This is a genomic window from Soonwooa sp. T0.1_25, assembly GCF_057652215.1.
Genome location: NZ_JBYFBZ010000002.1, coordinates 225,523 through 238,676 on the forward strand (window position 1 = coordinate 225,523; position 13,154 = coordinate 238,676).

Below are 13,154 nucleotides of genomic sequence, written 5' to 3' on the forward strand. Positions count from 1 at the left end.
CAAATTTTATTTTTTGTTATTTTCTAAATTATTAATTCTCGTTATAATATCGCCAAAGTTTCTGAAATGTACATAACTTCTACGATAATCTCCCGCAGGAATAGCTGGCGAACCATAAAGAACTTCTTTGTCCTTTACATTACTATTAACGCCACTTTGAGCTTGGATTTTAACTTGGTTACCGATTTCGATATGTCCAACAATACCAGCTTGACCGCCGATTTGGTTCCAGTCTCCAATTTTGGTTGAACCTGCAATACCAGCTTGTGCAGCGATTACGTTATTCTGACCGATTCTCACGTTATGAGCAATCTGAATAAGATTATCGATTTTCGTCCCTTTTCCAATTACGGTTGAACCAATTGTTGCGCGGTCAATACTACAGTTAGAACCAATCTCCACATCATCTTCCAAAATGACATTTCCTAGTTGAGGAATTTTTTTGAAACCTTCTGGACTCAATTGGAATCCGAAACCATCGCCACCAATAACTGTGTTAGAATGGATGATACAATTATCGCCAATCACACAACCATCGTAGATACGCGCACCAGAATCAATTTTGCAATTTTTTCCGATTTTAACGCCTTTGCCGATGTAGACTTGTGGATATATTTGACAGTTATCGCCGATAACCGCCTTGTCCGAAATATAAGTAAATGCACCGATGTACACATCGTCACCAATTACCGCAGAATGGCTAACGCTAGACGGCTGCTCGATGCCTGACTTTTTCTTTTTAAGATCGTTGTAAAGATTCATCAAAATCTGAAACGAAAGATAAGCATCTTCCACCGCAATAATAACTGGTGAATAGGTGTGATTTTCTTTCAAGAGATTTTGTGACACGATAAGTACAGAACAATCTGTTGTGTCTATGAAATGTGAAAAACGCTCTTGTGCTACAAATGATAAATGACCACTTTGGCCATTTTCTATAGGAGAAACCCCAGTAATAACTGTATTTTTATCACCGATGATTTTACCATTTATAAAGTTAGCAATTTGCTCTGCAGTAAATTCCATATCGTGCAAAGATAACAATTTCTTAATTACACATTACATTTTTGATAACATTTTACAATTTTGTCAAATATTTTTAATCTCCTAAATTCTCTGCATTTTTTTGAAAGATAATTTTTTCTAAATAATTTTCTATCACAGATAATCTGATTAGTAATACATACTAAAACTGGTGATTTTTCGATTTTATTGAATTAAAAACTATTCCAAATACATAATTTTTTTCTTCATTAATTTTCTGAAAAATCCACTCTAGACTATCTTTTTTTTGAATTGTCAATGAAATTAAAATATTATTAAATTTTGGAAACTTAATTTTCTAATTATTTCTGCAATAGGGATAGATGCGGCATCCTTTGGCTTGGCGCGACGCGGCGGAGCGCAGCGGAGCCGTCCGAGCAGCCAAGTTAAAGATAGAGAGGATAGCCCGACCTTGCGGATTGAGCATCGGCAAAGCTAGGCGAAATGCGCAAGGGATTGCCCAAATATTATATCACTTCGCGAGGAAAAGACAGAATATATTTTGTATTGACTTGATTGATAAACGACGACAAAATCTGATTTTCGGAATCTTCCAATTTGATTTTTTTGCCCGATTTGTCTAACAAAAATATTGGTTGCTTTTCGGTGTCATAAGGCAAAAGACTTCTCGAAATTTGATCCACCAACTCGTTCCCATTATCGATACCGAAAAGTTGATTGGTCTTCTGAATTTTGGCCTGAATAAAATCTTCGGAAAAATATTGTGATGATGACATCGTTTTCGGGAAATGACGATAAATAACAGCTTTACAAAGATAAGACAACACAAAATCGTCTGATTCTGTCCACGATTTTATCGCTTGGTAAACGTCCATATCATCCAACATCGTGAAGTTTTTCAAGTTGAGTTCGTTCTCTTCTTCGAAATGCTGATTTTCTAAGAAATATTTTAAATATTTTGGCGCATCCAAAGAAGTTCCTTCAGAAACCAACTTTTTTGCTCTTCCCAAAATTTTCACCAACAGATGTTCTGACAAAGCCGCCGTTTTGTGGTAATAAACCTGCCAATACATGAACATTCTCGCTGTTAAATAATTCTCTACCGAATAAATTCCTTTGGAGTCAACGACCAACTCGTCGTTCGACACATTAAGCATGGAAATAATACGCTGCGTATTAACATTACCTTCCGAAACGCCCGTGTAGAAGCTATCTCGCTTTAGATAATCCAAACGATCGACATCCAACTGCGACGAAATCAATTGGTTGAAAAACTTGCGCGAGTATTGTCCTTTGAACATCTCAATCGCTAAAGTCAACTCACCCGAAAATTCTTCGTTTAGTTTTGTCATTAACAATAAGGACAACTTTTCATGGTGCCAATTGTCCATTAATCGATTTTCCAACGCGTGAGAAAATGGTCCATGTCCAACATCGTGCAACAAAATCGCCAACAAAGCCGCTTTTTCTTCTTCCTTGGAAATGGAAATGCCTTTTAACTTCAAAGTTTCTAGTGCTGTAAACATCAAATGCATCGCGCCCAAAGCATGATGAAATCTGGTATGCTTGGCGCCCGGAAAAACCAACGACAACAATCCTGTCTGAGAAATCCTGCGAAGTCTCTGGAAATAAGGATGTTCGATTACATCATAAAGAATCTCGTGTGGAATCTTGATAAAACCGTGAACCGGATCGTTGATAATTTTGAGTTTGTTAAGCATAGAAAGGCTTTGTTTGACTCAAAGATACAGTTTTCGATTCAAATCAATATTAATATCAATTCAATTTTGAGTTTTAGATCGCCAAGTTTTAACATTAAATTTTTCACTAAAAAATATAAATAACGAAAATCTTCAATATCAATAAATAACTTTTTTAATTTAAACCAAAATTCTCAAACTTTTAGGAAGTACTTTAATCTCAACTGGCGATTTTATTTTGTGATATTCACCGTCAAGATGCCAAGCTTCTGAATCCACCGTAAAAGAAATTTCGGAGGCAGAAATATATTGTAAATATTTTCCAGGTTTTAAGCTTTTTGTAAACATTCTGTAAGCAAAAGAAAGTCCTGCAGGCAACGGAAATTTCTTAACCAAAGCGATTTCTACTTTACCGTCCGACATATCTGCTTGTGGCGCAATGTAGGCATTATTCCCGAATTGACGACTGTTAGCGACATTCACCATCATATATTCGCCGTCGAATTGTTTGTATTTTTCTTCAAACTTAACTTGAATAGGTTTAAATTTAAAATACTTCTCTACCGTAATTTTGATGTAACTGCTAAAACCACGTTCAGAATGTTCGAATCCTTCGATAATGTTACCGTCTAGACCAACGCCAGAAACGTTAATCGACAAATTCCCATTCACCGAGAAAGAATCCACCAATTTGAAATCTTTCTTTTTTAGCTTTGTTAAAAGAGAATCGATGTTTTTAGAAAAATTAGTTTCATTAGAAAAACCATTACCCGAACCAGCTGGAAAAACCGCCAAAATTTTATCAGAATTAACCAATTTACTTGCAACCGTAGAGATTGTTCCATCGCCGCCGATTGCCACAAAAACATCAACATCGTTCCAATTTTGTTTAATAAAATCAAAACTGTCTTCAATCGATTTTGAAACTAAAACCAAAGGATTTTCAACTCTCGATTCTAAAGCTGTCAAAAAGCTTTTATAATTTTTTTTAGCTGAAAAAGGATTGATAATGTAAGCTGTTTTCATGGATAAATTCTAATAAAAAACTCCGATAATTCGGAGTTTTGATATTGCAAAAATACGTTTTATTAATTAATTGTTAATTAAATCGTACACGTTGTAAAAATTCAGGTTTTAGTTGGTCTTTAATATCTTTATAATCTAAAGTAATATAGACTACGCCCGCTGCATAAGCGGTAATCTCGTATTGGTTATAGACAAAAGTAATCGACTTGTTTCCAAAATAAAAATTGGTATTAAGTGGAATTACTTTTTCTAACAACATATCTTTTTGACCATCTTTATCATTTTTCGTAAAACTGTCCATCAAGAGCTGGTTCCAAATTTTATCTTTTGGATTTTTGACAATGTCAGAAAGTAGAATACTTTTATTGTTTTTAAGGTCAAAAACTTTATAAAGTTCATTGTAATAACCATGTGCACCTCCTGAAAAACCGCCGTTTGTATATCGAATTGTTAACATGTCATCTTGGTTAGAAAACACCGACATGTGCGATTGAGAGTCCCAAGTCTGATGCGATCCTGGTTGAAAATCTTTTGGTTTACTTTCTTTATAAAAATTAGATTTATCTTCTTCGAAAGCCGTTGCAAAACCTGTTTTAGAATAATCATTTGTTTTTAATAATGTTGGTGCATAGATGCTATCCAAAACCGTTTTATTAGTAATTGTCGGAAATAACAAGACGCTATTATCATAAGCCAAAGTTAGGTTAGTACCAGCTTTTATCGAGTCCGAAATCCTAATAGAATCCATCTTAAATGCTGCTTCCGCGGCAATACTATCTTTATCAAACGTAGGGATATTGACCTCCGTGGTCTGTTTTTTTGAACAACTAAATAATACCAACGAACCCGCAACCAAGCTTCCAAAGAATAACTTCACAATCTACAGTTTTGCTTTTTGGACAGCAAAAAACCTTCCAAAAGTGGAAGGTTTTAATGTTTTATTTTAAATTTAAAAAGAAAAATTATGCATCAATTCTTGCATAGATTGCATTGTTCTCAATAAACTCTCTTCTTGGTGGAACTTCGTCTCCCATCAACATCGAAAATGTACTGTCTGCTTCAACAGCATTTTCAATAGTGATTTGCTTCAGGGTTCTGTGTTCTGGGTTAAGCGTTGTATCCCAAAGCTGTTCAGGATTCATTTCCCCAAGACCTTTATAACGTTGTACTTCTACTCCTTTTCCGTCTGGTGACATTTCTAGAGTAATTTCTTCACGCTCTTTTTCGTTGTATGCGTAGATCTTTTTGTTACCTTTTTTCAACAAATACAAAGGCGGTTGAGCGATATAGACATATCCATTCTCAATCAATTCTTTCATATATCTAAAGAAGAACGTCAAAATCAAAGTCGAAATGTGAGATCCATCGATATCGGCATCGGTCATAATCACAATTTTATGATAACGAAGTTTTGTTAAATTCAAGGCTTTTGAATCTTCCTCCGTACCCACGCTTACACCTAATGCTGTATAGATATTTTTAATTTCGTCGTTGTCATATACTTTGTGAAGCATCGATTTTTCAACATTCAAAATTTTACCTCTCAAAGGAAGAATAGCTTGGAAATGACGGTCACGACCTTGTTTAGCTGTTCCACCCGCAGAATCTCCCTCCACTAGGAATAATTCTGATTCTGCTGGATCTTTCGAAGAACAATCTGACAATTTTCCTGGAAGTCCAGAACCGCCCATTGGCGATTTACGTTGAACCATTTCACGAGCTTTCTTAGCTGCTTGACGTGCTTTTGCTGCCAAAACAACTTTCTGAACGATTGTTTTAGCTTCAGATGGGTTTTCTTCTAGGAAGTTCGTTAGCATTTCACCAACAATCTTATCTACAGCACCCGAAACTTCTGAGTTTCCTAGTTTCGTTTTCGTCTGACCTTCAAATTGAGGTTCCATAACTTTAACAGAAACAACTGCTGTAAGTCCTTCACGGAAGTCATCTCCTGTTACTTCTACTTTTTCTTTTGCTGGTAAACCAAGTTCATCAGCATATTTTTTCAAAGTTCTTGTTAATGCTCTACGGAAACCTGCTAGGTGTGTTCCTCCTTCGTGTGTATTAATATTGTTAACATACGAGTGAAGGTTTTCGTTAAATGACGTGTTATAACGCATCGCCACTTCTACAGGAATCCCTTCTCGATCACCTTCCATGTAAATAACGTGTTCCATTATCGATTCACGATTTCCATCGATATATTCAACAAATTCTTTAAGACCACCTTCAGAATGGAAAACTTCATATTTGAAACTTCCATCTTCTAAAACTTGTCTTTCGTCTGTTAAAGTGATTGTAATTCCTTTATTTAAATAAGAAAGTTCTCTTAAACGATTTGCTAATGTATCGTAATTGTAAACCAAATCAGTGAAAATTGTATCATCCGGCTGGAAGAACTGCATTGTTCCACGCTTGTCTGTATTTCCTACTTGCTTAACATCTTCTAGAGCTTTTCCTCTTTGATAATGTTGTTGATACACATTTCCGTCACGGAAAACCGTCGTAATCATGTCGTTAGAAAGTGCGTTAACACACGATACCCCAACACCATGTAAACCTCCCGAAACTTTATACGAATCTTTATCGAACTTCCCTCCTGCTCCAATTTTGGTCATTACAACCTCCAAAGCTGATTTTTGCTCCTTTTCGTGAAAATCAACTGGAATACCACGACCGTTATCGGTCACCTCAATTCCGTTGCCTTCTTTGATGGTTACCGTAATTGTATCACAATAACCTGCCAAAGCCTCATCAATAGAGTTGTCCACTACTTCATAAACCAAATGGTGAAGACCTCTCGTGCCCACATCACCAATGTACATCGAAGGACGCATACGTACGTGCTCCATTCCTTCTAATGCCTGAATACTACTTGCTGTATATTGTTTTTGACTCATATAAAATTTTTAATTTTTGCGCTGTGCAAAGACCTACAAATATCGTGAAAATTTTCGGGTTTTGAAAGTTTTTAGCATCCAAAAATTAGTTAAATAATATAGTCAACTTGCATAAATAAATTATATTTTAATAGATGAAATTTGACTTCAAAGTTATTCGATAATACCTTAAAATATCCCTTAGCATTATAAATTATTTCTTCATGAAATTCACTTTATTTAGTATTTCTTGTAACTTATCATTAGCAATGGGAATCCAATCGCCATTCAGAAATTCGATATATGCACCATCTTTTTTTCCCAAACTTCCTATATGGCTAAGATTAGCAATATAAGACCGATGGACACGCATCAAGCTGTTATTATCTTTAAAAAAGTCTTCAAAATATTTAAGATTACGGGAGACCAACAAATTTGTTCTGTCAGTTTTATTAATTGTCGTATAAGCTCCATCCCCTTTTAGATAGAGTATATCTTCGATATTCATAAAGATAATTTTTCCGGAAACTGGAATTGCAATCTTGTTATTAAAAGAATGTTCTAAATTGGTTTTGAGCGCAATCAAATTATCTGTTTGATTTTTTCGTTTCTGAAATAAAGCAACGGCGTTTTGCAAATCTTGCGGATTGATTGGTTTTAGTAAATAATCTACAGCCGATAATTTGAAGGCATTAATGGCGTAATTATTATAAGCAGTCACAAAAATAATTGAAAAATTAACTTCGGATTCATTAAAAAAATCTAAAAGTTCTAATCCACTATGACCAGGCATTTCGATATCTAGAAAGACCAGCGCAGGATTTTCTTTGCGAATAGTTTTCACACCTGCGGAAAGGCTTTTACATTCGGCAAGAATTTTAATCTCAGGACAGAATTCTTCGACTAAAAGTTTTAGATTCATCCGAGCCCTTTCTTCGTCGTCAATTATTATTGCATTAATATCGTTACACATCACTTGATTTTATTTTTAAAAGGACTATGGTTCCTCGATTGTCATTTTTGTCAATATATTGTATGTTAATTTGGTATTGCTCGCTATGGTTAATCAACATTATTCGCTCTTCTAAGGATTGTGTTGCAAAAGATTTATGGTTTTTATTTTTTATAGCATTCAGTTCCATACTTCTTTTTCTTCCAATTCCGTTATCCTCAATTTTAATCATTAACATATCATTAAATTTATCAAAAGTAACTTCTAAATTCTTATTCGCATTTTTGTGTAAAAGCCCATGTTTTATGGCGTTTTCTACATAAGGCTGAATAAGCAAGGTAGGAATTGTAACATCTGAATTTTCCAATTGCTCATCTACAAAAATACTATACTGAAAATCATTATCGAATCTAGCTTTTTCCAAATCGAGGTAGACTTTTAGAGTTTCAATTTCTTCTTTTAAGGAGATGTTATCTCGGTCACTCATATCAAGGATAGATCGAGTTAATGTTGAAAATTTAGACAGATAGAATACGGCTTCCTTCTTTTCATTAGCCACAATATAAGATTGTAAAGTATTGAGTGCATTAAAGAAAAAATGAGGATTCATCTGGGATTTCAGAGATTTAAGTTTATTCTGATTGACTAATTTTTCTAAGTTTAGTTTTTCTATTTTTTTTGAATTTTCTAAGTTGATTCGTTTAATAATTGTTTTAAAAATGAAATAAATTCCAAAAATCAAAGCTATTCCCAAAAGTGCCAAAAACCACCATGTAAGATAAAAAGGAGGCGAAATATAAAATGAAATCTCTTTGCTAATAACTTCAGAATCTCGAACTATTTTTAAAACAACGTGGTGTTTGCCGCTAGAAATCGATGAAAAAACCAGACGTCTGTTAAGATTAGAAATCTTTTGCCAGTTAGAGTCGTCCATTTTATAATAAATTTCATATTGTGCATTGGGTGCTTCTGACTGAATATCAAAATTAATTTCAATATTATTTTGAGATGATTTCAGTTGGTCAAAATCCTTGTTGTGGATAATTTTGCCATTTGCCGTTATGTTATTTACAAATAATTTTAAAGGTTGAAAACCAAATGTATTAGTATAAGGAATATGAATAATCCCTTTATTAGTCGAAAAAAATAAACGATGCTGGAACTTTGCAATATCATTAATTTCTACATCTTTTGGGATGTGTAACGCCGGAATTATCTTTTGTTGTTGTGGCAAATAATTATAAACCACATTGTCTTTTATTAAATAAATGCTATCATCAATAATTTTAAATTTCTGAATTTTCGCATTTTCAAACTTATTAGGAAGTTTAATTTTATGAACTTTTCCTGAGCTTAACTCATATAAATTTTCATTTTGAGAAAGTAGATAGATTTTACCATCCAGATTTTCCATTTGGATAAAAACACTCTTAGTATCATTCGGAATATCTTTGGTAATGCCTTTATGATAACGTCTTATACCATAATTAGTCAAAAAATAAATGCTATTGTCTTTAGTATCTACAAAACAATTTTTACCGTTTTCTGAAGTCACCAATGGTATAAAGTAGATCCCATCTTGCGAATGTTGCTTTAATGCTCCGAACTCTTTGTCCCACTCACTTTTAAGTTTTGGATCGGTATAGATGATGCCATTCCAAGTACTGGCGCTAATCACATAATATTTGGCATCCAACTGCGCAATTTGCTTTACCGCAATAATATGTTCTAAAGTAGCGTGTTGAGATTTAATTATAAATTTTGAAGATGCAAAAAGAAGTCGGTTATTATTACGATCAACAAACAAAGGTGAAATCACATGATCTGTCTTACCTTTATAAATCCTTTGCACATTAAACAATTCATCTACACTAAAAATCTCATCGCGATTGGAGGAAAACAACAAGTTGTTTTTCTCATTTACCAAACGTATAGGAATCGTTGGTGTTGCAATAAAACCAGAGTTAAAATCCTCTACATACAACGCACCATTGGTTAATGTAGAAATCCAGAAATTACCGACTGCCGTTTTGGTAATAAAAGATATATTTGTTTCTGAAAAATAGTGTTTATAAGTATTATTCTGAGGATTGAATCGATATAAACCTTTGGTAGAACACAGCCAAATATCCTGATCGATAACATTGGCGTTTTGAGTAAATACGACATTAAAAGGCAAAGTCTTAAGACTATTTTCTCCGTTATTAATAACTAAATAACTTGGATCAAATTTAGAAAAAACATAAAGCTTTTTCCCATCTGTTGTGATTATTGGAGCTGTAATCTTTTTGGTGTAATCTGCGGGCAAAGTCAATTTCCTTAATTGATTTTGTGGATTAACCACGTGGATTTCTTCTCCAATCGTATAAAAACTATCTTCCAAAGCAACAGTTTGGATAGTTGTATGAAGATCTAACGGAATCTCTTTAAGCAACCGAAAACTGCTAATATCATAAATCCTAATGCCTTTTTTTCCCGCAATGTAAAGTTTATCATGAATTAGAGCGTACTTAAGAAAACCATTTGCTTTATAAGCCTTAAAGCTCTGTATCCGATTATCCTCTACAAAGAAAATATTGCCGTTAAAATCTTGAAACCAAATTCTTCCTTTTTTATCTTGATTAATATTTGAAACCGATTTTACCGTTACATCCACACTAGTAAAAGATTTGACCTCAACACCGTCATATCGAAAAATGCCTTTGGCAGTCCCCAACCAGATAAAACCTTGCCTATCCTGCTTAACATCAAACACCATATCTGATGGCAAACCAGAGATTTTGTTGAGCGTAAAAGCATAAGGATTGGATTGTCCAAATAAGTATAAGGAGCAAAACAGAAAAAATAGAAATTTCAAGGCAATTGTTTTTCTCAAAATTATGAATTTTACTCAAACTTGATGGGATGATAATTTTAGGCTTAAATTAAATCTTTTTTTAGAAAAGACTGTTCAACTTTCGTTGGACAGTCTTCCAAAAAATATAAAAAAGTTATTAACTATTACCCGTTGTGCATTTTGAGGTGTTTTCGTCACTTCGAGTAGATTTTTTTAAAAAAATCGTATCGAGAAGTTTGTAATTTTGAAGATAAATCTATTCTCGATACATTTTTTCTCCACTCTGTTACGAAAAAACACTCGAATTGACGAATCAAATATTAAAATGTTTCAAAATGCACAACGGGTTAACTATTATTAAAGTATGATTAGCTTAGTCTTTAATAATTTTTATTAGTTTTTCAGACGTTTTAGTTTTAATAAAATAAACGCCACTTTTCAGATATGTTAAATCAACTTCTTTGGTTTTATCTTTTGTCAGAATTAATCTTCCGCTAGCGTCAAAAACCTGTATATCTGCAACTTCGCTTAATTGTGCAATTCCTTTTGTCGGATTTGGATACACTGCTATTTTTGCTTTTGATCCGATATTATTAGTTCCTAATGTAGAGCTACAATCTTCACTGAAATTAGCAATGCTGTCTTTTATGTAAGAAGTAGGATCTGTCCAGTTTGCATTACTGTAAGCAACATTATCAACTTGAACGCAGGTAAGATTTGGATTATTTTGAATGTAAAGATCTGTTATGATGCTGTTATTTCCATTCGCTAAATTTAAACTTGATAATTGCGAATTCTTACTGTCTATAACATATAATTGTGGATTTGAACTTAGATCTAAACTTGTTATCGGATTATCACTTGTCACCAATATATTTAAGGCTGAGTTTGCGCTTAGATTAATTTGGCTGATTTGATTTCTCGAAAAACCTAGATTGGATAACGCTGTATTTGAACTTACATCTAAATTGGTTAAATTATTATCGTTCAAAACCAAATTGCTTAATCCCGTATTTGCACTTACATCTACACTTGTTAATTGGTTCTCTTGAATGTACAAATTCCTCAAAGCTGTATTCGTACCCAAGTTAATGCTGGTTAATTGATTACGTGAGCAATCAACATTTGTCAAAGCTGTATTCGCGCTTAGGTCTAAAGTTGTTAAATTATTATCACTTAAAAATAATTGTTTAATATTTTTAAAAGCTTCAATTCCTGTCATATTGTTGATGCCTTTTAACGAAAGTGCTAAATTTTCAGTAACTGCTTCCGCTTCCGTACATTGTATTTTGCCATCACCATTGGTGTCAATTGTAGGAGTATGGTTTAATAGTGCAAATTTAAAATTACCATCAGGAATATTCACCTCACAAGTAGCTGGTGCGCAATTGGTACTGTATGAAGCTCCCGCAGGAATGCTAAAATAAGTTCCTACCCAACTGGCTTGACTGTAATTAGGATTATCTACCTGAATGCACGTAAGATTGTTATTTAACCCCGCTAGCATTGCAACAAAATTCGTGTTGTTTCCGTTGGCAACATTCAAAGAAGTCAATTGATTACCTGACACCCAAATTTCATTCAATCTTTTGTGATTGCTTACATCCACTTTGGTTAAATTGTTTTCAGCAACCTGCAGTCCACCAAGATTTTTAAATGCCTCCAAACCTGTAAGATCGCTAATGTATTTATTATTGATTTTAAGGATCCCTTGAAAAGCTTCCGCTTCCAAACATTGAATTTTTCCGTCGTTATTAACATCTATTTTTGGAGTATTATAATTTAATAATGCATTTTTGAAATTAGCATCAGGAATATTGACTACACAATTGGTAGGAAGCTCAGTTGAAAATAGTGATAAAATCTGTGCGTCCGAAAGTTGTTCAGTATATACTTTAATTTCATCGATGCTGCCGTAAAGCGAACTAGGGAAATTAGCATTAAATCCTGTAAAAAAAATGTCCGACGATGATGTAGATGGAAGACCTTGGAATGGACTTTTAGCATTGATCACTTCAACACCGTTAAGGTAAACTTTCATCCTATGACTAGAACTCGGTCCATTCGTCCAACTGATTGCTATGTGATTCCAACCCGAAGTTGGGAAGTTGATAAAACTTTGTCCATACGCAGAATTATTTGCATTGTTACCAAGATAAGACAAAAGCTGAATTCTTCCAGCGCTATTGAGCCCTAACATTATTCCTTCTGAATAACTGTATCCACCATTGGACCAAAAAATCAGAGGTTTGTTAGTTCCAAAAGCACTTTGTCCTGTGCCTTCATGCTTGTACCAAAGCGATATAGTTCCGTTGGATAATAAAGCATTTTTTTGAGCAGTTGTTAAAGTAACTTTAAAAAAATCATGACCAGCAGCTAATTTGGCAGCTTTTGCTGCGTCATAACTTCTGTCTTCATCTAAACCAATTCCATTGTTTCCCATAGAAAAACCTGGAGAAACCAAAGTATTCGTAAATGAATGACTTAAAGCAGGAATTTGAGCCAAGGACATCTGCGCCAAGCAAGATCCAAAAATGAGTAATAGTTTTTTCATTGTTAAAATGTTTTAAATTTTGCCACAAAGAAAAAAACACCCTTACTATTTTATGCTTGTCACTTTACGAATGTATCATTTTATTTCACTAAACTAAGAAAAGAATTCACGAAGCATTTTTGAATTTATATTTTTTACTCTTTCATTATACAAAAACATAGAGATATGGAAAAAATATCAGATTTTGAAAGTTTTTAGCATTAAA

8 protein-coding genes are annotated in these 13,154 nt (G+C 33.7%); all 8 read right to left on the reverse strand.

The genetic code is table 11. From position 1 onward, the window contains the following. Positions 1-6: 6 nt before the first annotated feature. Positions 7-1,026 (reverse strand): UDP-3-O-(3-hydroxymyristoyl)glucosamine N-acyltransferase, encoded by a 1,020-nt coding sequence (lpxD, locus tag AC23MB_RS04165; RefSeq protein ID WP_374329392.1) that lies wholly within the window; start codon positions 1,024-1,026, stop codon positions 7-9. 485 nt (positions 1,027-1,511) lie between these two features. Continuing rightward, the gene (locus tag AC23MB_RS04170) at positions 1,512-2,726 is read right to left on the reverse strand and encodes an HD domain-containing protein (RefSeq protein WP_487786590.1); all 1,215 of its coding nucleotides are present in this window, start codon (positions 2,724-2,726) and stop codon (positions 1,512-1,514) included. A 159-nt stretch (positions 2,727-2,885) separates the two neighbouring features. Next, entirely contained in the window at positions 2,886-3,731 is an 846-nt protein-coding gene (locus tag AC23MB_RS04175; protein WP_313027958.1) for a diacylglycerol/lipid kinase family protein, read from the reverse strand. A 73-nt stretch (positions 3,732-3,804) separates the two neighbouring features. After that, positions 3,805-4,608: an RsiV family protein gene (locus tag AC23MB_RS04180; RefSeq protein ID WP_487786591.1), complete on the reverse strand. Its 804-nt coding sequence runs from the start codon at positions 4,606-4,608 to the stop codon at positions 3,805-3,807. Positions 4,609-4,693: 85 nt separating this feature from the next. Beyond that, complete coding sequence (gyrB, locus tag AC23MB_RS04185; RefSeq protein ID WP_487786592.1) at positions 4,694-6,628, reverse strand: DNA topoisomerase (ATP-hydrolyzing) subunit B; 1,935 nt, start codon at positions 6,626-6,628, stop codon at positions 4,694-4,696. Positions 6,629-6,821: 193 nt separating this feature from the next. Then, positions 6,822-7,580, reverse strand: a complete 759-nt coding sequence (locus AC23MB_RS04190) for a LytR/AlgR family response regulator transcription factor (RefSeq protein ID WP_487786693.1) — start codon at positions 7,578-7,580, stop codon at positions 6,822-6,824. Beyond that, complete coding sequence (locus AC23MB_RS04195; RefSeq protein ID WP_487786593.1) at positions 7,573-10,416, reverse strand: sensor histidine kinase; 2,844 nt, start codon at positions 10,414-10,416, stop codon at positions 7,573-7,575. The genes AC23MB_RS04190 and AC23MB_RS04195 overlap by 8 nt, the downstream gene beginning before the upstream one ends. Before the next feature lie 352 nt (positions 10,417-10,768). After that, positions 10,769-12,949 (reverse strand): LamG-like jellyroll fold domain-containing protein, encoded by a 2,181-nt coding sequence (locus AC23MB_RS04200; protein ID WP_487786594.1) that lies wholly within the window; start codon positions 12,947-12,949, stop codon positions 10,769-10,771. Between the last annotated feature and the right edge of the window lie 205 nt (positions 12,950-13,154).